Origin of the sequence: Streptomyces sp. NBC_01465 (assembly GCF_036227325.1) — a bacterium.
Taxonomy (GTDB): domain Bacteria; phylum Actinomycetota; class Actinomycetes; order Streptomycetales; family Streptomycetaceae; genus Streptomyces.
The window spans coordinates 4,252,879-4,273,427 of the sequence record NZ_CP109467.1; the positions used below are offsets into that span (position 1 = coordinate 4,252,879).

Annotated in this window: 19 protein-coding genes, 3 tRNA genes and 1 pseudogene; 19 read left to right on the forward strand and 4 right to left on the reverse strand. The window is 70.1% G+C overall.

Translation table 11 applies throughout. The features are described 5' to 3' along the window. The first annotated feature begins 129 nt into the window (after positions 1–129). Together OG707_RS20045 and OG707_RS20050 are read left to right on the forward strand one after the other, a co-directional pair. On the forward strand, positions 130–1,578 hold the full coding sequence (locus tag OG707_RS20045) for a S1C family serine protease (protein WP_329120198.1): 1,449 nt from the start codon (positions 130–132) through the stop codon (positions 1,576–1,578). A gap of 156 nt (positions 1,579–1,734) precedes the next feature. Continuing rightward, a tRNA-Ser gene (locus tag OG707_RS20050) sits at positions 1,735–1,821 on the forward strand. Positions 1,822–1,877: 56 nt separating this feature from the next. On the opposite strand, the gene OG707_RS20055 is transcribed toward OG707_RS20050, so the two are convergent. Then, positions 1,878–3,020, reverse strand: coding sequence for a phosphodiester glycosidase family protein (locus OG707_RS20055; RefSeq protein WP_329120199.1), 1,143 nt, complete (start codon positions 3,018–3,020; stop codon positions 1,878–1,880). 201 nt (positions 3,021–3,221) lie between these two features. On the opposite strand from OG707_RS20055, the gene OG707_RS20060 reads away from it, so the two are divergent. After that, positions 3,222–3,614 (forward strand): DUF6344 domain-containing protein, encoded by a 393-nt coding sequence (locus OG707_RS20060; protein ID WP_329120202.1) that lies wholly within the window; start codon positions 3,222–3,224, stop codon positions 3,612–3,614. On the opposite strand, the gene OG707_RS20065 is transcribed toward OG707_RS20060, so the two are convergent. Further along, positions 3,602–4,501: a bifunctional DNA primase/polymerase gene (locus tag OG707_RS20065; RefSeq protein WP_329120204.1), complete on the reverse strand. Its 900-nt coding sequence runs from the start codon at positions 4,499–4,501 to the stop codon at positions 3,602–3,604. The two genes, OG707_RS20060 and OG707_RS20065, sit on opposite strands and share 13 nt — an antisense overlap. 296 nt (positions 4,502–4,797) lie before the next feature. Between OG707_RS20065 and OG707_RS20070 the strand changes: the two genes are divergently transcribed. The 9 genes from OG707_RS20070 to OG707_RS20110 all read left to right on the forward strand — a co-directional run bounded on the left by OG707_RS20070 (position 4,798) and on the right by OG707_RS20110 (position 13,276). Next, positions 4,798–5,103 (forward strand): hypothetical protein, encoded by a 306-nt coding sequence (locus tag OG707_RS20070; protein WP_329120206.1) that lies wholly within the window; start codon positions 4,798–4,800, stop codon positions 5,101–5,103. Positions 5,104–5,279: 176 nt separating this feature from the next. Beyond that, entirely contained in the window at positions 5,280–6,437 is a 1,158-nt protein-coding gene (locus tag OG707_RS20075) for an acyl-CoA dehydrogenase family protein (protein ID WP_329120208.1), read from the forward strand. Next, a complete protein-coding gene (locus tag OG707_RS20080) occupies positions 6,434–7,327 on the forward strand; it encodes a bifunctional MaoC family dehydratase N-terminal/OB-fold nucleic acid binding domain-containing protein (protein ID WP_329120210.1) in 894 nt (297 codons plus the stop codon). The genes OG707_RS20075 and OG707_RS20080 overlap by 4 nt, the downstream gene beginning before the upstream one ends. Position 7,328: 1 nt before the next feature. After that, positions 7,329–8,372, forward strand: a complete 1,044-nt coding sequence (locus OG707_RS20085) for an acyl-CoA dehydrogenase family protein (RefSeq protein ID WP_329120211.1) — start codon at positions 7,329–7,331, stop codon at positions 8,370–8,372. Further along, positions 8,369–8,752, forward strand: coding sequence for a MaoC family dehydratase (locus OG707_RS20090; protein WP_329120212.1), 384 nt, complete (start codon positions 8,369–8,371; stop codon positions 8,750–8,752). The genes OG707_RS20085 and OG707_RS20090 overlap by 4 nt, the downstream gene beginning before the upstream one ends. Further along, on the forward strand, positions 8,749–9,915 hold the full coding sequence (locus OG707_RS20095; RefSeq protein ID WP_329120214.1) for a lipid-transfer protein: 1,167 nt from the start codon (positions 8,749–8,751) through the stop codon (positions 9,913–9,915). The genes OG707_RS20090 and OG707_RS20095 overlap by 4 nt, the downstream gene beginning before the upstream one ends. Before the next feature lie 52 nt (positions 9,916–9,967). Continuing rightward, on the forward strand, positions 9,968–10,822 hold the full coding sequence (locus OG707_RS20100) for a DUF1906 domain-containing protein (protein ID WP_329120216.1): 855 nt from the start codon (positions 9,968–9,970) through the stop codon (positions 10,820–10,822). Between the two features lie 131 nt (positions 10,823–10,953). Further along, positions 10,954–11,499: a SigE family RNA polymerase sigma factor gene (locus tag OG707_RS20105; RefSeq protein WP_329120218.1), complete on the forward strand. Its 546-nt coding sequence runs from the start codon at positions 10,954–10,956 to the stop codon at positions 11,497–11,499. A 127-nt stretch (positions 11,500–11,626) separates the two neighbouring features. After that, complete coding sequence (locus tag OG707_RS20110) at positions 11,627–13,276, forward strand: long-chain fatty acid--CoA ligase (protein ID WP_329120220.1); 1,650 nt, start codon at positions 11,627–11,629, stop codon at positions 13,274–13,276. Between the two features lie 40 nt (positions 13,277–13,316). On the opposite strand, the gene OG707_RS20115 is transcribed toward OG707_RS20110, so the two are convergent. Both OG707_RS20115 and OG707_RS20120 read right to left on the reverse strand, forming a co-directional pair. Continuing rightward, complete coding sequence (locus OG707_RS20115; protein ID WP_329120222.1) at positions 13,317–16,715, reverse strand: PAS domain-containing protein; 3,399 nt, start codon at positions 16,713–16,715, stop codon at positions 13,317–13,319. A gap of 145 nt (positions 16,716–16,860) precedes the next feature. After that, a complete protein-coding gene (locus OG707_RS20120) occupies positions 16,861–17,277 on the reverse strand; it encodes an SSI family serine proteinase inhibitor (RefSeq protein WP_329120224.1) in 417 nt (138 codons plus the stop codon). Positions 17,278–17,473: 196 nt separating this feature from the next. On the opposite strand from OG707_RS20120, the gene OG707_RS20125 reads away from it, so the two are divergent. The 7 genes and pseudogenes from OG707_RS20125 to OG707_RS20155 all read left to right on the forward strand — a co-directional run bounded on the left by OG707_RS20125 (position 17,474) and on the right by OG707_RS20155 (position 20,268). Then, positions 17,474–17,564 (forward strand) — tRNA-Ser (locus OG707_RS20125). Between the two features lie 152 nt (positions 17,565–17,716). Next, positions 17,717–17,789 (forward strand) — tRNA-Arg (locus tag OG707_RS20130). Between the two features lie 263 nt (positions 17,790–18,052). Continuing rightward, positions 18,053–18,256: a hypothetical protein gene (locus tag OG707_RS20135; protein ID WP_329120226.1), complete on the forward strand. Its 204-nt coding sequence runs from the start codon at positions 18,053–18,055 to the stop codon at positions 18,254–18,256. Next, positions 18,240–18,761 (forward strand): DUF6879 family protein, encoded by a 522-nt coding sequence (locus OG707_RS20140; RefSeq protein ID WP_329120228.1) that lies wholly within the window; start codon positions 18,240–18,242, stop codon positions 18,759–18,761. The genes OG707_RS20135 and OG707_RS20140 overlap by 17 nt, the downstream gene beginning before the upstream one ends. Continuing rightward, entirely contained in the window at positions 18,758–19,603 is an 846-nt protein-coding gene (locus OG707_RS20145; protein ID WP_329120230.1) for a helix-turn-helix domain-containing protein, read from the forward strand. The genes OG707_RS20140 and OG707_RS20145 overlap by 4 nt, the downstream gene beginning before the upstream one ends. 33 nt (positions 19,604–19,636) lie before the next feature. Next, positions 19,637–19,921, forward strand: a complete 285-nt coding sequence (locus OG707_RS20150; RefSeq protein WP_329120232.1) for a hypothetical protein — start codon at positions 19,637–19,639, stop codon at positions 19,919–19,921. Between the two features lie 4 nt (positions 19,922–19,925). After that, positions 19,926–20,268 (forward strand): annotated as a pseudogene (locus OG707_RS20155) (NUDIX hydrolase). Positions 20,269–20,549 lie beyond the last annotated feature (281 nt).

A 20,549-nucleotide genomic window follows, 5' to 3' on the forward strand; every position in this document is an offset into this window, starting at 1 on the left:
ATAAAGCCCGGAGCGGGACTCACAGCTCCCGCTTACGGTGTCCTGACGTGCCGTGGGAAAAGCTGACCGCAGATACTTGCACAGCGGACTCTTGCCTGAAGACGACGTGGACCCTGAGGAGAAAGAGCTGTGAGCACCGAGAACGAGGGCACCAACGAGGGCACTCCGGCGGAGAACACCCCTGCCGCCCCGTCCGTACCTCCTGTGCCGCCCGCCGCTCCTGACGGCCCGCCCGCGTCCGTACCGGCCGCCCAGGAGCAGACGCCGGCACCCGCACCGGTCGCACCCGCCGCCCCCGCCCACCCCGAGCCCGTACCGGCGCAGTCGGCCGCGGACGCCGGCTGGCCGCCGCCCCCGCCGGCCGTTCCCTCGTACGGGACCCCCGGCGGTGCCCCGTGGGGCGCACCCGTGGCGGACGCGCCCCCGCCGCCGAAGCGCCGTATCGGCGGACTCCTCGCGGCGGTCCTGGTGACCGCGATCGTCGCGGGCGGCGTCGGCGGAGCCGTCGGCTACAAGATGGAGAACGGCAACAACAACTCCTCGACCGGCTCGACCACCGTCTCCGCCTCGGGCAACGCCCAGGACGTGAAGCGCGCGGCCAACACGGTCGCCGGAGTCGCGGCCAAGGCGCTCCCGAGCGTCGTCACCATCGAGTCCAAGGGCACCGACGGCAGCGGCGGCACCGGCACCGGCTTCGTCTTCGACAAGCAGGGCCACATCCTCACCAACAACCACGTGGTGGCGGACGCGGCCGACGGCGGCAGCCTCACCGCGACCTTCTCCAACGGCAAGAAGTACGACGCCGAGATCATCGGCCGCGCCCAGGGCTACGACGTCGCGGTCATCAAGCTGAAGAACGCCCCGGCCAACCTGGTCCCGCTGGCCCTCGGCGACTCCGACAAGGTCGCGGTCGGCGACTCGACCATCGCGATCGGCGCCCCCTTCGGCCTCTCCAACACGGTCACCACCGGCATCATCAGCGCGAAGAACCGCCCGGTCTCCTCCAGCGACAGCAGCGCGTCGGCCAAGTCCTCGTACATGAGCGCCCTGCAGACGGACGCCTCCATCAACCCGGGCAACTCCGGCGGCCCGCTGCTCGACGCGGGCGGCGCGGTGATCGGCATCAACTCGGCGATCCAGTCGAACGGCAGCAGCAGCGGCACCTCCCAGTCGGGCTCGATCGGCCTCGGCTTCGCCATCCCGATCAACGAGGCGTCCCGGGTCGCCCAGCAGCTGATCACCAGCACGACGCACGAGCCGGTGTACCCGATCATCGGCGCCACGGTCGCCATGGCCGACACCTCCACGGGCGCCACCTCGGGCGACGGCGCCAAGATCTCCGCCCAGGGCAGCGGCGGCACCGCCGCGGTCAGCCCGAACGGACCGGCCGACAAGGCGGGCCTGAAGGCGGGCGACACGATCACCAAGCTCGACGACACGGTGATCGACAGCGGCCAGACCCTGATCAGCGCGATCTGGACGCACAAGCCGGGTGACACGGTCACGGTCACGTACAAGCGCGGCGGCCAGGAGCACACGGCGCAGGTCACCTTGGGCGAACGCAAGGGCGACAGCTGACCCTGGCCCATCAGGCCGCTCGGGATGCTGGGTTGCCCGAGCGGCCCAAGGGAACAGTCTTGGCTGCACTGTCCTGGGGGATAACCCCCAGACCCCCAGCCGACACCCCCGCCTCCGGTAGGCTGTGGCTGCTTCGCCGCAGGTGGGTGGGGCACGGGTGGTGTGCCCGAGCGGCCTAAGGGAACAGTCTTGAAAACTGTCGTGGCAGCGATGTCACCGTGGGTTCAAATCCCACCGCCACCGCCCAGTTGAAAGGGGCGCCCCGATCCGGGGCGCCCCTTTCGCGTGCGTCGGCGCGGTCAGCGGGCGTAGACCGCCACGAAGTCGCGGGTGGCCTGGTTGTAGTAGCGCTCCGCCGGGTTCTCGAAGTCGAGGATGTTCGTGGGCTTCGGGTCGGCCGGGTTCTTGCGGCCGTCGTAGCTCATGAAGGACGGCCAGGCGCGGTTCATGTCCAGCGGCATCGCGCGCACCGCGCCCGCGTTCTGCATCAGCTCCGCGAGCGTACGGGCGGTGAGGGCCTGGCCGACGACCATGATGATGTCGCCCTTCGCCGTGACGCCGACGCCCGAGCGCTCGACGAACATCGCGCTCTGGTCGGTGGCGCCCCACTTGGAGTCGTCGTCGATGTCGGGGACGACCTGGCCGCCGTCGACCATCAGCTCCAGGCACTGGCGCACCCCGACGACGTCGCGCGTCATACGGACGTCGCGGCCCCAGACGCCGATCTTGATGGAGCCGTCGCGGTAGAAGACCTCGGAGGCGGCGCCGTCGCGGAGCTCGCCCGCGTACTCGCCGTTGAGGTAGAAGCCGCCGTTCGAGCCGCCGTCGGTGATCTTGAAGCCGCCGTTCCAGGTGGCGACCAGGTTCTTGCGCTGGCCGTGCGGGATGTTCGGCGGGACCGAGAAGGTGCCGCCCGGCTCGCGCAGGCCGGGGTGGAGCTGGAAGCGGGAGTGCTTGGTGCTGATCCAGGCGATCGCCGCTTCGTACGAGGTGTGGTCGGCATCGGGGCGTACGTACGTCCCCTGCACGATCGGGCGCCCGTGCGCGGTGGCCAGCGCGCGCCAGACCCCCTCGCCGGGGAGGGCGGGGCGGACTGCGGTCGGCATCGGGGTGCGCAGGGCGAGGCCGGCCTTGTGCGGCTTGACGGGGCTGGGAGCCGCGGCCTTCTTCATCCGGGCCTGGGCCTCGGCCGAGAGCGAGCCGCCGACCTGCGGCGGGTCGAGGTCGTACTTCAGGTTCTCCAGCTTGTCGACCACGACGCCCAGCTCGTGCTCGCGCGCCCAGCCGGCCAGCCGCGCCGCCGTCGAGTCGTCGCCGGGGTACGTGAGGGCTTCGCCGACCGACCAGCCGAGCGTGCCGAGCAGCACCACACCCGCCGCGAGCAGGGAGCGGAGGACGGGACGGCGCTTGCGGCGCTTGGGCGGAGACATGGGCTGTGACACGGGTGGGCCTCTCCTGACGGGGCATCAGCTGATGGGTTCAGCGGAACCCTTCCCGCGGGGTCGCGCACCCCGGAGAGGCCATACGGGTGGTGTTCATCAGAAGAACTGCGCGGCCGGGGCGTCGGTCCTTGGCCCTACCGAATCCATCTACATCATGTGAAAGGTATGCAAATCGCTCCACTCGAAAAGTGAGGTTCCGTCATGACCAGTCAGGCCAAGAAGGTGTGGGCCGCCTTCACCACCGCGTTCTTCGCGCTCTTCGCGCTGCTCGGCTTCTCCACCCCCGCCACTGCCGCCGCCCCGCAGGCCGTAACCGCTCCGGCCGCTTCCTGCAAGCCGACCGCGGCGGAGGCGCGTGCGCTGAAGGCGCTTGAGCCGGTCGCGTGGTGGGCGTTGCCCAAGGACCGGGCACTGCCGCCCACGATGAAGCAGCGCATCCGCGCCGAGGCGCACGGTTCCTCGCCCTCGACCCGCCATGTGCCGCTCGACACGGACGCCACGGACGACGAGCAGGACGCTCCCGTTGCGAGTGCGGCGCTCCGGCCCGAGCAGCGTCCGGCGGAGCAGCGTCAGGCAGAGCTTCAGCCGGCCTGATCCGGCCGCAGTGGGGCCATCGTCAGGCGGGCTGCCGAGGCGATGGTGGCACGAGCTTCGTGCTCGGTGAGTCCGGTACGTACAGCCGCATCGCAGAGCAGGTCGGTGACGTCGTCGCCGAGACCGTTCTCGTAGGCGCGGCAGGCGGCCCAGAACAGACGGGTATTGCGCTGTCCCTCGTGGGCGGCGAGCACGAACTGCACCAGGCCGCTGCCGTGAGCGGGACGGCCTGTGAGGTGGTGGGTGCTGCGCGCCGCGGGTGGCGTGAGCAGACGTAGCAGTGTGTGCGGGACGGGTGCGGGCGCGAGGTGCGCTGTGCCCGGAGCAAGGCGGTAGATGCCGTGGACCGTGAGTGAACCGGGTCCCACGAGGTACCCGCCTGCCCCGCGGATGTCGATGCCGGGAGCGAGCCGGCTCGCGGAGTTGGGGACGACCGTGTCCGGCGGACCGGTGAGCCAGAGATGGCGGCCGCCGCTGGGCGTGAGCACGGTGACCGTCTCCGGGATCGTGAAGAGGTGTTGCAACGCCAGGTGGCGCAGCGCCGCCGTGGAGTCCGTGTCGGACTTGGTGTCGAGGTCGATGCCGATGAGGTGGTGCGGGGGCCGGCCGCAGGCGATGCCGTAGCCGGTGGCCCAGGGGGCTGCGGCGAACATCGCGCGGACGACGGCAGGGTCGGTGGAGGCGTCGTGGACGCCGTGACCCGTGCGACCGCATTCGCCCCGGCAGAGGACCGGCTCGGGGGCGGCTTGCTGGTGGGGCGCGCGGTGGGGTGAAGGGAGCGCGGGGAGCTTCGTACGGGACAGGGGGATGACGGGAAGCCCGCGCTCGGCGGCGGAAAGCGCATGGGCGAGGGCCAGGGTGGCGGAGTGCCGGTCGGTGGTGGCCATGCCTCTATGTTCGTACGAATGTTCGAGCAAGGGAAGAGGTTAAGGACCTGGAGGAACGCTTCGCCTCATGGGGCGACTGCGTTCGGGTGACCTGACCGGGTTTGAGCTGGGATTTTGGGGGCGTGAAGGGGGTTTATCGACTTAACGTCACGCTTGCGAGGGAAAGAGGGCTTCTGGAGTGGTTCGCCGGGGGTTCGGTGGGCAATTCTGGATTCGCGACGTCGAGCACACAGCGTCGGGGCGGTCGGCCAACCGTTCCCGCACAAGCCGTTTTTCTGGTTCCTGGAGGAATTCACATGGCAAGCATCCGTACCGCCCGCGTCATCGCCGCCGCCGCCGCCCTGCCCCTGGCGGCCGCCCTGTTCACCGGCGTTGCCTCCGCCGACAACGGCTCTTTCGCGGACCACGGATCCAACGCGACTGTCGCCACCGTCAGCGGCAGCGGCGTCGGGCACAACAACAGCGGCAACTCGACCACCACGCAGCAGGTGGCGACCGGCGCAGGAGCGTCGAACCAGAACAACACGGCCAGCGTCAACGGCTCGCGCTTCACGAAGATCGACCAGTCCAACACCACGGTCAACTTCACGCAGCTCTGGTAGTCCGCGGCCCGAAGGGGGTCCGGGTCACGGGGTGAACGACAGTCCGGCGACGGCACTTCGGTGCCGTCGCCGGACTGTTTTGCGCTGCGCCGTTGCCTTGACAGGGGACACGAATCTGACGGACAGTCAGAAACCCTGATCCGTACGCCCCTTTGCTCCGGAAGGAGCCTGCCGACGTGCACCTCGCCCCTACGGAGCGGCAGCAGTCGCTGCGTGCCGAGCTCCGGTCGTACTTCAGAGATGTGATGCGGGACGGGCCCGGTGAGGGGCCCGCCGAACAGCGGGCCCTGCTGCGGCGCATCGGCGCCGACGGAATGCTGGGGCTCGGGTGGCCCGTCGAGTACGGCGGTCAAGGGCGGGGCCCCGACGAGCAGTTCGTCTTCTTCGACGAGGCCTACCGGGCGGGTGCTCCCGTGTCGATGGTGACCCTGAACACGGTCGGGCCGACCCTGATGAAGTACGGGACGCAGGAGCAGAAGGAGTACTTCCTGCCGCGGATCCTGAGCGGGGACGTCGTCTTCGCCATCGGGTACAGCGAGCCCGAGGCCGGGACCGATCTGGCGTCGCTGCGGACGCGCGCGGTGCGGGAGGGCGGGGACTGGCTGATCGACGGGCAGAAGGTCTTCACCTCCAACGCGCAGAACGCGGACTGGATCTGGCTCGCCTGCCGTACGGACACCGAGGCGCCCAAGCACAAGGGCATCTCGATCGTGCTGGTCCCGACGGATGCGCCCGGGTTCTCCTGGACGCCCATCGAGACCGTGGGCGGGCTGACGACGACCGCCACGTACTACGACGGGATACGGGTGCCCGCCGGGAATCTGGTGGGCGAGGAGAACGCCGGCTGGGGGCTGATCACCAACCAGCTCAACCATGAACGGGTCGCGCTCGCGGCGATCGGGATGCAGGCGGAGGACGCGTACGCGGCGGTGCTCGCGCAGGCGCGGACCGTTGATCCGGACACGGGCGAGCGGGCGGCCGACCGGCCGTGGGTGCAGGCGAGGCTGGCGGAGATTCATGCGCGGCTGGCGGCGGTGCGACTGCTCAACTGGCGCCTTGTGGGGGACGTGGGGGCCGGGACGCTCGCGCCGGGAGATGCAAGTGGCGTGAAGTTTTTGGGAACCGAATCGACGGTGGCGGTGTACCAGATGTGTCAGGAAGTTGCGGGGGAGGCGGGACTGGTCAGGGCGGGGTCGCCGGGGGGCTTCGGGGACGGGGAGCTTGAGCGGATGAACCGGGCGGCGCAGATCAATACCTTCGGGGGCGGGGTGAGCGAGGTGCAGCGGGAGATCGTGGCGACGATGCGGCTCGGGATGAGGAGCCGCAAGCGGTGAATATCGACGGGGAGTTGAAGGTCTTTGAGGGGCTGCCCGCTGCCGTTGCCGGGGTGGGCAAGGACGTCGTCAACGAGGCGATGATCCGGCACTGGTGCGAGGCGATGGGCGATGCCCACCCGGCGTATCCGGGGGTCGCGCCGCCGACGATGCTGCAGGCCTGGACGATGGGCGGGCTCTCTGGGCACACGGCGCGGTCGGAGGCGCAGGACGAGCTGTTCGCGCTGCTCGACGGGGCGGGGTTCACCTCGGTCGTCGCGACCGACTGCGAGCAGGAGTATCTGCGGGATCTGCGGCCGGGGGACTCGATCACCTTCGACGCGGTGATCGAGTCGGTGTCGGAGCGGAAGACGACGAAGCTGGGGACGGGGCACTTCGTCACCACACGGATGGACGTCAGGGCCGACGGGGAGCTGGCCGGGACGCACCGCTTCCGGATCCTCAAGTACGCCCCGGCCGAGAAGAAGGAGAAGGGGGAGAAGAAGCCTGCGGGGCAGCGTCCGCGGCCCGTCGTCAATCGCGACAACGCCGGTTTCTGGGAAGGGGTTTCCGAGCATCGGCTGCTCATCCAGCGGTGCGGGGGATGCGGGACGCTGCGGTTCCCCTGGCTGCCCGGGTGCAATGCGTGCGGGTCGCAGGAGTGGGACACGGTCGAGGCGAGCGGCGCGGGGACGGTCTATTCGTACGTGGTGATGCACCATCCGCCCTTCCCTGCCTTTGATCCCCCTTATGCGGTGGGGCTGATCGAGCTCTCCGAAGGGGTGCGGATGGTCAGCAATGTGGTGGGGGTGGACGCCGACAAGGTGCGGATCGGAATGCCGGTGCGGCTCGAATTCCTGCGGGTGGACCCGGAGTTGGAACTGCCCGTCTTCAGAGGGAGTGACGGCTGACATGGATTTCACGCCCACGGAGGAGCAGGGAGCCGCGCAGGAGCTGGCGGCGCAGATCTTCGGGGACCTCTCCACGCACGAGAGGCTGACGGCGGCCGGGACGGGGACGGACGCCGAGCTGTGGAAGGCGTTGTGCGCGGCCGGTCTGGTGGCGGCCGTGGAGGAGACAGGTCTGCTCGGACTGGTCCTGGTCCTGGAGGAGATGGGGCGGACGACGGCGCAAGTGCCCTTCGCCGCGCACGGGGTGTACGGGCTGCTCGCGGTGGGCGAGCACGGGACGGACGAGCAGCGGGAGCGGCTGCTGCCCGGGTTCCGGGACGGGACGGCGGTGGTGGCCGGGGCGTTCCCGGAGCGCGGAGGTGTACGGGCCGACGGGGAGGGCCGGTTGAGCGGGGTTCTGCCCGCGGTGCCGTGGCTGCGGGACGCGACGCATGTGCTGGTGCCGGCCGTTCAGCCGGATGCGGGGACGGGATGTTTTCTCGTGGAGACCGCCGGACTGGAGGTCGAGCCCGTTGAACTGACAGCTCCCTGGCGCGCCGGGCGGCTGGTGCTCGAAGGGGCGGTGGGCGAGCGCATCGGCGACGGGGGTGCCTGTGCGTCCGTGCTCACCGCGGGCCGCACCGCGTTCGCGGGACTGCAGGCCGGGGTGTGCGCGGGGTCGCTCGCGCGGGCCGTCGCGTACACCTCGGTGCGCGAGCAGTTCGGGCGGCCGCTCTCCACCAACCAGGCGGTGCTGCTGCGGGCCGCCGACGCGTACATGGACACCGAGGCGATACGGGTGACGGTGTACGAGGCCGCCTGGCGCCATGACGAGGGCCTCGCGTACGAGACCCATGCGCTGACGGCGGCCTGGTGGGCGTCCGAGGCGGGGAGGCGCGTCGTGCACGCCGGACAGCATCTGCACGGCGGGATGGGCGCCGACCTGGAGCACCCCGTGCACCGGCACTTCCTCTGGGGGCGTCAGCTCGACGCGTATCTGGGGAGCGGGGGCGAAGTCCTCGCCGAACTGGGGCAGTTGATCGCAGAGGAGGGGGAGACGGTATGAGGGTCGGCGAGGAGCTGGAGCCGCTGGAGATCCCGATCACCCGCACGCTGATCGTGGCGGGCGCGGTGGCATCGCGGGACTACCAGGACGTGCACCACGATGCCGAGGCGGCCAGGGCGAAGGGCTCCCCCGACATCTTCATGAACATCCTGACGACCAACGGCCTGGTCGGCCGCTACATCACCGACCACTTCGGAGCGCGGTCCTCGCTGCGGAAGGTTGCCATCCGGCTCGGGGCACCCAACTACCCCGGAGACACGATGGTGTTGACCGGGACGGTCGTCGCCGTCGACGGGGACACGGCGCAGGTGCGGGTCGTGGGGGCCAACGGGATCGGGCACCACGTGACCGGCACCGTGACGGTGGAGGTGGGCGCATGAGCCTGCGGACACGTGATGCGCTCGGCGGAAAGGCCGCCGTCGTGGGCATCGGGGCGACCGAGTTCTCCAAGAACTCCGGTCGCAGCGAGCTCAAACTGGCCGTGGAAGCCGTGCAGTCGGCGCTCGACGACGCCGGGCTCACCCCGGCCGACGTCGACGGCCTGGTCACCTTCACCATGGACACCAGCCCCGAGATCACCGTCGCCCAGGCGGCCGGCATCGGCGAGCTGTCCTTCTTCTCGCGGATCCACTACGGCGGAGGGGCCGCCTGCGCCACCGTGCAGCAGGCCGCACTCGCCGTGGCGACCGGGGTCGCCGAAGTCGTCGTCTGCTACCGGGCGTTCAACGAACGCTCCGGGCGCCGGTTCGGGTCCGGGGTGCAGCACCGCGAGCCGTCGGCGGAGGGGGCGGCGCTCGGCTGGGCGCTGCCGTTCGGACTGCTGACGCCCGCCTCCTGGGTGGCGATGGCGGCGCAGCGCTATCTCCACACGTACAACCTGACCCCCGAGGCCTTCGGGCATGTGGCGGTGACGGACCGGCGTCATGCCGCCCGCAACCCGGCCGCGTACTTCCACGGCAAACCGATCACGCTCGCCGATCATGCGGCCTCGCGCTGGATCGTCGAGCCGCTGCGGCTGCTCGACTGCTGCCAGGAGACCGACGGCGGGCAGGCGATCGTGGTGACCAGCGTCGAGCGGGCCCGGGATCTGCGCCGTCCGCCCGCGGTGATCGTCGCCGCGGCGCAGGGCGCGGGGCGGGCGCAGGAGCAGATGACCAGCTTCTACCGCGACGATCTCAGCGGACTGCCCGAGATGAGCGTGGTCGCGCAGCAGCTCTGGCGGACCTCGGGGCTCGCCCCCTCCGACATCGACGTGGGGATTCTCTACGACCACTTCACGCCGTTCGTGCTGATGCAGCTGGAGGAGTTCGGGTTCTGCAAACCGGGTGAGGCGGCGGACTTCGTCGCCGAGGACGCCCTGCCGCTGAACACGCACGGCGGGCAGCTGGGGGAGGCGTATCTCCACGGGATGAACGGCATCGCGGAGGCCGTGCGACAGCTCCGGGGCACGTCCGTGAACCAGATACCCGGGGCCGCCAGGACCCTGGTGACCGCGGGCACCGGTGTTCCCACGTCCGGACTGATCCTGGGCTCGGACGGCTGAGGACGGCGGCTGTGCGGTGGCCGGTCCGGTCCGGGACCCGTTCACTGCGCCTATGCGACTGGAGCTGTGGAAGAGGATCCGGGGATACGCGCCGCGACTGCTGAGCGTGCTGGCCGTCCTGCTCGTACTCCTGCCCGTCAGGGAGGCACAGGCCGATGCGGCCGAGCAGGACGAGGCGACGGCGGCCGGTGCCGTCCACTTCAGCGGCTGGGCCTTCGACACCTGCAAGACCCCGTCCGCGGAGACGATGCGGGCCTGGCTCTCCTCGCGGTACCGGGCCGTCGGGGTGTACTACGCGGGGCGCGGGCGCGGCTGTCCTCACCAGCCGAATCTCAGCCGGCGCTGGGTGGGACAGGTGCACCGGATGGGCTGGCAGGTGCTGCCGGTCTTCGTCGGTTCGCAGGCCCCCTGCGTGGGGGCCAGGCACAAGCGGGACGTACGGATCGGCCGCGACCCCTGGCGCCGGGGCCGGATCGAGGGACGGCAGGCGGTCCACCGGGCGAAGGCGCTCGGCATGCGCAGGACCAGCCCGCTCTACCTCGACCTGGAGGCGTACGACACGGGCAACCGCCGGTGCGCGGACACCACCCTGGCCTTCGTCCGCGCCTGGAACCGCGAAGTGCGCCGGCACGGCTATCTCCCCGGCTTCTACAGCAGCGCCGACTCCGGGGTCGCCCATGTCGAGCGCGCCCGCCGGGCCGGGGTCGGGGACATGCCGTCGGTCATCTGGTTCGCCCGCTGGCACACCAGGCCCACGCTCTACGGGGAGCGGGCGCTGCACCCCGACGGGTGGCAGGGGCACCGCCGTATCCACCAGTACGCGGGCAATGTGGCCGAGACGCACGGCGGCCGGAGGCTGACCGTCGACCGCAGCCGGGTCGACGCCCCGGTGGCCAGAATCCGGTAAACCCTGAGGTTCGGAGGGAGTCTCTCCACCTTCAGGAGGTGGAGACAGCCCCACCCCTACAACCTGAGGCGGAGCCCGCTTCGGCACCTGTGGCCGATCCCCGGGGCGGCGCCCGCTTCTAGCGTGGACTCATGACCACAACCGTGGAGCCCGTCTGCAACAGCGCGTCGAAGGCGGCGTCGCCCTACCCGTCCTTCGCGACGTACATGCGGGCGCGTGGCCCCGTGCTGCTGCGCACCGCCCGCTCGCTCACCGCCAACCCGAGCGACGCCGAGGACCTGCTGCAGACCGCGCTCACCAAGACGTATGTCGCATGGGAACGGATCGAGGACCACCGCGCGCTCGACGGGTATGTGCGGCGCGCACTCCTCAACACCCGCACCTCCCAGTGGCGCAAGCGCAAGGTCGACGAGTTCGTCTGCGACGAGCTCCCCGAGCCGGAGGCCGCACCCGCCCCCGACGCCGCCGAACAGCAGGCGCTCCGCGACGCGATGTGGCGCGCGATCATGAAACTTCCGGACCGCCAGCGGGCGATGGTCGTCCTGCGGTACTACGAGGACCTCAGCGAGGCCCAGACGGCCGAGGTGCTCGGCGTCTCCATCGGTACGGTCAAGAGCGCCGTCTCCCGCGCCCTCGGCAAGCTCCGCGAGGACCCGGAGCTGTCCCCGGTGCGCTGATCCACCGCTGATTCCCCGCTGATCCCCCGGGCGTAGTTCTCTCCGGGTAGTGACATACCGTGCGGTACGTGCGCAGAATTGCGCCACATTACCGTCGCGTAGGCAACGCTGCCCCCGGGAGGACGCCGTGCTGAGCACCATGCAGGACGTACCACTGACTGTGACCCGCATCCTCGTCCACGGGACGCTGGTGCACGGCAGCTCGCAGATCACGACCTGGACCGGCGAGGGCCAGGAGCCGCACCGCCGCTCCTTCGCCGAGGCGGGCGTACGCGCCGTCCAGCTGGCGAACGCGCTCCGCGACGAGCTGGGCGTCGAGGGCGACCAGCGCGTCGCCACCCTCATGTGGAACAACGCCGAGCACGTCGAGGCGTACCTCGCGATCCCCTCCATGGGCGCGGTCCTCCACACCCTCAACCTCCGCCTCCCCGCAGAGCAGTTGGTCTGGGTCGTGGCACACGCCGACGACCGAGTGATCATCGTCAACGGCTCCCTCCTCCCCCTCCTCGCCCCGCTCCTCCCCCGGCTGCCGAGCGTCGAGCACATCGTCGTCAGCGGCCCCGGCGACCGCAGCCTCCTCGCCGGCGCGCAGGCACGCGTCCACGAGTACGAGGAGCTGATCGCGGACCGCCCGACGGCGTACGACTGGCCCGAGATCGACGAACGCCAGGCCGCCGCCCTCTGCTACACCTCGGGCACCACCGGCGACCCCAAGGGCGTCGTCTACTCCCACCGCTCCATTTATCTGCACTCCATGCAGGTCAACACCGCCCAGTCGATGGGCCTGACGGACCGCGACACGACCCTCGTCGTCGTCCCGCAGTTCCACGTCAACGCCTGGGGCCTGCCGCACGCCAGCTTCATGACCGGCGTGAACATGCTGATGCCCGACCGCTTCCTGCAGCCCGCCCCGCTCGCCGACATGATCGTCGCCGAGCAGCCCTCGCACGCCGCCGCGGTCCCCACCATCTGGCAGGGCCTCCTTGCCGAAGTCACCGCGCGCCCGCGCGACATCTCCTGCATGAAGTCGGTCACCATCGGCGGCTCGGCCTGCCCGCCCTCGCTGATGGAGGCGTACGACAAGCTGGGCGTACGGCTCTGCCACGCCTGGGGCATGACCGAGACCTCGCCGCTGGGCACCGTCTCCAACCCGCCCGCAGGACTGACCGCCGAGGAGGAGTGGCCGTACCGCCTCAGCCAGGGCCGCTTCCCCGCCGGCGTCGAGCCCCGGCTGGTCGGCCCCGCAGGTGAACTCCTGCCCTGGGACGGCGAGTCGACGGGTGAGCTGGAGATCCGCGGGCCCTGGATCGCGGGTTCGTACTACGGCGGCGCGGACGGCGAGAACTTCCGCCCCGCCGACAAGTTCAGCGAGGACGGCTGGCTGAAGACGGGCGACGTCGGCCACATCTCGCCCGACGGTTATCTGACGCTCACCGACCGCGCCAAGGACGTCATCAAGTCCGGCGGCGAGTGGATCTCCAGCGTGGACCTGGAGAACGCGCTGATGGCGCACCCGCAGATCGCGGAGGCGGCGGTCGTCGCCGTACCGGACGCGAAGTGGGGCGAACGGCCCCTGGCCACCGTGGTGTTGAAGGAGGGGGCGACGGTCGGCTTCGACGAACTCCGGGCCTTCCTCGCCGAGTCGGTCGCCAAGTGGCAGCTGCCGGAGCGGTGGACGGTGATCGAGGCCGTGCCGAAGACGTCGGTGGGCAAGTTCGACAAGAAGGTCATCCGCAAGCAGTACGCGGACGGCGCCCTGGACGTCACGCAGCTCTGAGGTGCGTACGGGCGGGGGCTCAAACCCCCGCCCGCACCGCCTAGTTGGTGCCGATCTTCGCCAGCAGGTCCACGATCCGCCCCTGCACCTCAGTGCTCGTGGACCGCTCGGCGAGGAACAGGACCGTCTCGCCCGACGTCAGCTTCGGCAGCTCCGCCTGGTTGAGCCCGGCCGAGGTGTAGACGACCAGCGGCGTCCGGTTCAACTGCCCGTTCGCGCGCAGCCAGTCGACGATCCCGGCCCGCCGCCTCCGTACCTGCATCAGATCCATGACCACCAGGTTCGGCCGCATCTGCGCCGCCAGCGTCACGGCCTCCGCGTCCGTGCCCGCCCGCGCCACCTGCATCCCGCGCCGCTCCAGCGTCGCGGTGAGGGCCAGCGCGATCTCCTCGTGCTCCTCGATCAGCAGTACCCGCGATGGGTGCTGCTCGCTGTCGCGCGGCGCGAGCGCCTTCAGCAGTACGGCAGGATCAGCGCCGTACGCCGCCTCCCGCGTCGCCTGCCCCAGACCGGCCGTCACCAGCACGGGAACCTCGGCCGCAACAGCCGCCTGCCGCAAGGACTGCAGCGCGGTACGCGTGATCGGCCCGGTCAGCGGGTCGACGAACAGCGCGGCCGGGAACGCCGCGATCTGCGCGTCGACCTCCTCGCGCGAGTGCACGATCACCGGCCGGTAGCCGCGGTCGCTCAGCGCCTGCTGCGTCGAGACGTCCGGCGCCGGCCAGACCAGCAGCCGCCGCGGGTTGTCCAGCGGCTCCGGGGGCAGCTCGTCGTCGACCGGCTGCGGCTGCGGCCGGTTGGCGACCTCCACGGCCCCGCCGGGACCGTCGAGCGGCTCGGGCCCCTCGGCGCCTTCGTCCGGCTTCCCTATGGCGTACGAACGCCCCTCGGACGGCGCCTGGATCCGCTGCTGCGGCCCGCTCTGCGGATGCGGGCGCGCGGCGGGCTCGGCGGGAGCGGGAGCGGAAGCCGGAGCCGGCGTGGAAGCGGCATCCGTGGCGCTCTCCCGGTCACCCTCCGGCGGCGCGTGCAGCTTGCGCCGCCGCCCCGACCCGAGGTTCTGCCCCTGACCCTGGCTCTGCCCCTGGTTCTGCTGCTGGGCGAGCTGCTGCGCGAAGGGCACACCCTGCCCCAGCGTCCGTACGCTGATCGGCGCCGGAGCCTCCGCGGGCAGCGGCTGTGCGGCCGGAGCGGCGGCGGACGTCTCGCTCGGCCCCGCCCAGCCCGCCGTCGAGGCGAAGAGCGTCCCGCCGTCCGCGGGAACACCAGCCGGGGGAGTCTGAGAAGTCTCCGCAGGATGCTCCTGCGCCTGCTGCTGTACGTCACCGAGGTCGCGCCCGCGGTCCGCCTCGGCGGGCGGCAGCGCGAACGGAGTGCGAGGCGCGTCGGCCTCACCCGAACCCGAAGCCGTACCCGAACCCGAACCAGAAGCCGGAGCGGTGGCAAGAGCCCGCCGGGCCCGCCGCCCGCCACCACCGGGCTGCCCCTGCGGCGAAGCCTCCGCGCCGCCCGCCGAAGGCAGCCCGCTCTCGATCTCCAGCGCTCCCTCGGGCCGCCGCGCCCGGCGCCCGACAGGAGCACCACCGTCGGCGGGCACACCCTGCGGCGGCACGGTCTCGCCCCGCGCAGCCCGCCCGCCACCGGCCTGCACGGCGGCCTCCTCGGAGGAGGTCACCACGGAACCCTCGGCCGGCTCGGCGGCCTGCGCCGGAATCTCCACAGCGGCCGGAGCCGCCCGCCGCCGCCCCGTCGGCTCCTTCGCCGGCGCGGCACCACCCTCGACCGGGCTCTCCAGGAACGCGTCCGTGGAGGCCCGCCGGGCCCGCCGCCGCCCGCCGCCCTGACCGGGCACGGCAGGAGCAGCAGGCTCCTCAGGGGCCGTGACGGTCCCCGCACCCGCCCCCAACGGGACTTCAAGCACGTACGCACTGCCGGTCATCCCCGGCACCTCGTGCGTCTGCAGGACCCCGCCGTGCGCCCGCACGATGCCCCGCACGATCGGCTCGTGCACGGGGTCTCCCCCGCTGTAGGGACCGCGCACCTCGATCCGTACGACCTCACCGCGCTGCGCGGCGGCCACCACGATCGTCGAGTCCACATACGCACCGCCCGGCGCCACCCGCGCCTTGCCGGTCGCGTCCACGCCCGCCACATCGGCGACCAGGTGCGCCAGAGCCGCGGCCAGCCGCTCGCCGTCCACCTCGGCCTCTATGGGCGGCGCATGCACGGCGAACTGGGCCCGCCCGGGCCCGATGAGCTCCACAGCCCCCTCAACACCCGCTGCCACCACGGCATCGAGCATCACGCGGCTCTTCTTCAGCTCCTCGACACCCGCATCGAGCCGCTGAAAAGCAAGCACCCCATCAACCAACGTGGTCATCCGCGCATACCCGGCGGCCAGATGATGAAGGATCTGATTGGCCTCGGGCCACAGCTGCCCGGCCGGATCGGCGGCAAGCGCCCCCAGCTCCCCGCGCAGCTCCTCCAGCGGCCCGCGCAGCGCATCGCCGAGCACGGCGGTCAGCTGCTGATGACGCCCCTCCAGGGCGGCGAGCCGCTCGTCCCGCTCCTCGATCTCGGCCGCGTACCGGGCGTCGCGCTCCTTGAGCTCGGCCGCATGGGCCTTGGCCTGCTTCTCGTAAGGCCGCCGGTCGGCAAAGGTCAGAACAGCGCCCACGAGCTGTTCCCCGTCGCGTACGGGCGCGGTCGTCATGTCGACCGGCACCACACTGCCGTCCTTGGCCCACAGCACCTGCCCGCGCACCCGGTGCTTGCGCCCGGACCGCAACGTGTCCGCAAGCGCACTTTCCTCGTACGGAAACGGCTCGCCATCAGCGCGCGAGTGCTGCACCAACGGATGCAGCTCCTTGCCACCGAGCTCACTGGCCCGGAACCCAAGAATCTGAGCCACGGACGGATTGACGAGAACGACCCGCCCGTCCGTATCGGTCCCGACGACACCCTCGGAGGCAGCCCGCAGGATCATCTCGGTCTGCCGCTGGGACCGGGCAAGCTCAGCCTCGGTATCGACAGTCCCGGACAGATCCCGCACGACGAGCATCAGCAGCTCATCACCGCTGTACCCGCTGTACGAGGCATAGGCCTCGCGCCCGTCCTCGAGATTGGCGCTGGTCACCTCGGCAGGGAACTCACTGCCGTCGGTACGCCGCGCATGCATCCGCGTCGGCTTGGTCCTGCCCTGCTCGTCCGCGCTGTCAGGACGCCGCATCGACCCCGGGATCAGCCGCGAGTCGAACTCCGGCAGCAGATCGAGCAGCCCGCGCCCGACGAGCGCCGTACCGGGCGCCTCGAAGGCTTCCAGGGCGATGGTGTTGGCGTTGACGACCGTGCCGTTCGCATTGACGAGCAAGAGCCCGTCCGGAAGGGCGTCAAGTATGGCTGCGAGGCGAGCAGCGCCTCGGGATGGCCTGCTGCTCACAACGACGCTTCCTCCCACGAACCACTGCACCTTGCGGCCTGCCACTGCACTAGTGGAGTGAGTCTAAAGGCAGCGGCATTCCGCGCGACGGCGGATGAGGGGGAGCTCTCACCAAGGATTTGTGTACGGGCGCATGCGCCGGAGCTCAGGCCCGCGCATCCGGCAGTACGGGCACCAGGGTGTTCCACCGCGAGATCTCGCACCCGTTGCCGCGGTTGAAGGAGGCGTCGACGCTCCTTCCCTGCCAGATACCGGTGACATGAGCGGCACCGGGACCCCCGTACTGCATGGTGCACATGACATGCGGCGGTACGGGCGCGAAGGGATCGCCCCCGCCCAGCGCCAGCTCGCCCAGCCGCTCACAGGCCTGCTCCGCCCGCGGATGATCGCCCCCGACGGGCCCGCAGTCGAGCTGGAAGGTCCCGTCCCCGCCGCCCGTGCCCGACACGACGACGGTGAGCCGGTCACCGGGTACGGGGAGCGGGGAGGCGACGGCGGCCGGCACGACGGCGGCGTACACCCCACCCACAACAACCAACCCGGCCAGGAGGCGGCGCACCATGACGTACTCCTCAGGAACAGACGACCCGCACGGAAAACCCACGTCACCTCTAACGCTCCACCCCGCCCGGCGTTGCGCAACACGAAGGGCTTTGCCCTGCCGCCCACCTGCCTTGTACCGTGGGGGCGGATTGGTGACACCCCGCAAGGCTGTGTCATCATCTGCACGCACCACATCGCGCTCGCGCGGGTGCGCTGGAGGCGTCGCCTAGTCCGGTCTATGGCGCCGCACTGCTAATGCGGTTTGGGTCTTAAAGCCCATCGAGGGTTCAAATCCCTCCGCCTCCGCAGCAAGATCACCGAAGCCCTGTCCGCAAGGACGGGGCTTCGGTCGTTTTCGCAGGTCAGCATGGGTGCGGCTAATCGATTTCACCTCAGGCCGCAGGTCATGTAATGTTCTTCTTGCAACGCCGACGGGGCAGAAAAGCCCCGGACGCCAAGCACTCGTAGCTTAACGGATAGAGCATCTGACTACGGATCAGAAGGTTGCAGGTTCGAATCCTGCCGAGTGCACAGCAGGCCAGAGGCCCTCAGGAGAAATCCTGAGGGCCTCTCGCGTTGTCCGGACAGCAGCGAAGTACAGCAACCGCGTCAGCCGACACTACCGAGCTGTTGATCGCTGAACCCCTCGCCCAACCTGACGGACTGCGTGTAACCGACGCGATCAGCATCTGACCTCCGGCTGCTCCACTTTCCCGTTCCGGAAAGTGACCGGCCTTGACCCGCAGTGACATCGCCGAAGACCATCGGACGAGACACCGGAGGATGGGGGAGCCATGGCGCTGGAGAAACTGGCGAGCGACTGCAAGGACGGCCCGTGCCCGACCTTGTGGCGAACGGAGGACGGCCGGTACGTCGTCCAAGGCTTCAAGATCTTGGACGGCGACCGGCTTGCCCAGCTCGACCTTCCGGAGAACGAGACTGCGGTCGAGGTCACGGCCGAGCTGCTGGAGGGATTCTTCAATGCTCCTGGCCGATGACGACTTCGCCGCACTCTTCACGACCTTTGAGCACTCCGCCTTCAAGATGGAAACCCTCGACTACTACGACGTCGACGGCGAGCGCGAAGAGCTGGCTGCCTTCCTCGCGGGCGAGCCCATGCCGGACAGCTGGCAGGACAATCCGTGGGTACGCGCGATGACCGACGTGGGCAAGACGCTGACTCGCGTCCACATCGTCCGCTCGCCGTTGACCGACTACCTGCGCTTCGAACTCGGGTGGGGCTACCCAGGCAACGTCAAGGCCGGCGAGGACATCCGCATCCTCGACATCGCCGAGAAGACGGTCGCGGACCTCCCGGACCACGACTTCTGGCTCTTCGACGACGCTCGCGTGTACCGCATGCACTACACCGACACGGGTGGGTTCCTCGGCGCCGAGCCGCTTGGCCCCGAAGCGCTGGAGCGGTACCGGACATGGCGTGACCGCACGCTCGAGGAAGCCGCCGACTTCACCGACTACTGGGCAGGTCACCCCCAGCATTGAGCAGCATCGGACCGAACCAGGATCTTGCCGCCGCGCTCCGGGCACTGCGTAAGGCGGCTGGCCACAAGGCCGAGACGACCGCCCGTCGGGCGGTCATGTCGCCGTCCAAGCTCAGCAAGATCGAGACCGGCAAGGCGCTGCCCACAGTCGGGGACGTCGAGCGCATCCTCACTGCCCTCGACGTCCCCGACGACGCCAAGGGTGAGCTACTGCGTGCCGCCCGCGCTGCCGCCACCGAAGCAACTGCTTGGCGGGCGGTACGGCGTACCGGCTACTGGAAGCATCAGCAGGAAATCCAGGCGATCGAGAGCCAGACGCGTACGCTCCGGCTCTTCCAGGGCCAGCTCGTTCCCGGCCTCCTCCAGAGCGCGGAGTACATGTCGGCGATCTTTGACCTGCCGCCCGGTCTAGGTCCTGAGACCAAGGCCAAGGCCGTCGCTGCCCGTCTAGAGCGCCAACAGGCTCTGTACGACACCACCCGCACCTTCCACTTCCTGATGACGGAATCGGTCCTGCGCTGGCTGATCTGCCCGCCGGCCGTCATGGCGGTCCAGCTGGACCGCCTGCTCTCACTGGCCCGGCTCCCGAATGTTCAGCTGGGTCTGCTCCCGCTCGGACGCCGGATGCCCGACTTCCCCATGACGTGCTTCTCCGCCTACGACGAGCGTCTCGTCATCGTGGAGACCTTCCACGCGCAGGTGAACACCCGCGACCCGAAGGACGTTGCGCTCTATCTGGAAACCTTCGAGCGATTCGCCCAAGTCGCGCTGTACGACGCCGAGATGAGCACGCTGATCGTGGACGTCCGCGACGACTTCTTGCGGCAACAGGAAAGAACCTAGGCCGCACTCAGCGCCCTCCCCACACTGGTTCTCATGATTGAAGACTTCGAGGTCCGCGCTGAGGAAGAGCCCGCGTACCGCCAGGCGAAGGAGAAGGCGAACAGCACTGCCCAGTTGCTCCGGGACGTGTTGGAGCAGGTCGGCATCCCCAGCAGCGACCGGGACAAGATTCACGGCGCTGTCACTCTCAGCGCCAAGTCCTACGTCACCCTCGGCACGATCACCGAGAGCTCGGCCACCAAGATCGTGGACATGCTGATCCGCTGGAAGCTGGACCGACAAAAGGAACAGCAGCGGCGCGGAGAGCCCATCGGGTAGCGAGCTGGCGATCTGCCTTGCAGGAAACGCCACTTGGGCGCTCCCGGGCGGCGTGCTCGAACTCGATGAGAGCCCCGAGTCAGGCGGTTCAGCGCGAGGTCCGGGAAGAGAGGGCATACACGTCGAGGTGAACGAGCTCACCGGGGTCTACAAGTGTCTACCGGTGTAAGCCCGCTGGCAGCACGGAGCGAACCTCCAGCGAATCAACCGCGGTTGCCTGACTCACGCCCGAAGAGGTCTCCGAGCGGATGTCCGAGGTCTACGCAGACCGGCTGCTCGATGCCCTGGACGGCAGTGTCCCTCACGTCCGGAGCCACGACGGCAAGCACCTCAGCCCCACGCGATAGAACTTTCCCTACTTCATCAAGCCCGCGCACAGCGCGGGAGCGCGCCGCCTTGCGGCGCGGCCTGCCTCTGTCTTCGCCCGGCAGGCCGCGCCCGTCAGCGCGCAGGGTGCTGCGGTCAGAAGGAGGGGAAACCCTCTTGGGCTGGGGCGGTCGGCTCCACGGCTTTAGGCAGCCACTTTGGGGCGAGCCTCTACGATCATGGCCCCGATTCGGGCTGTTGCGGGCAGCGGAGGTGCTGCCCGAATCGCGGCCAGCGTAAGGGGCCATGATCACTCGCCCCA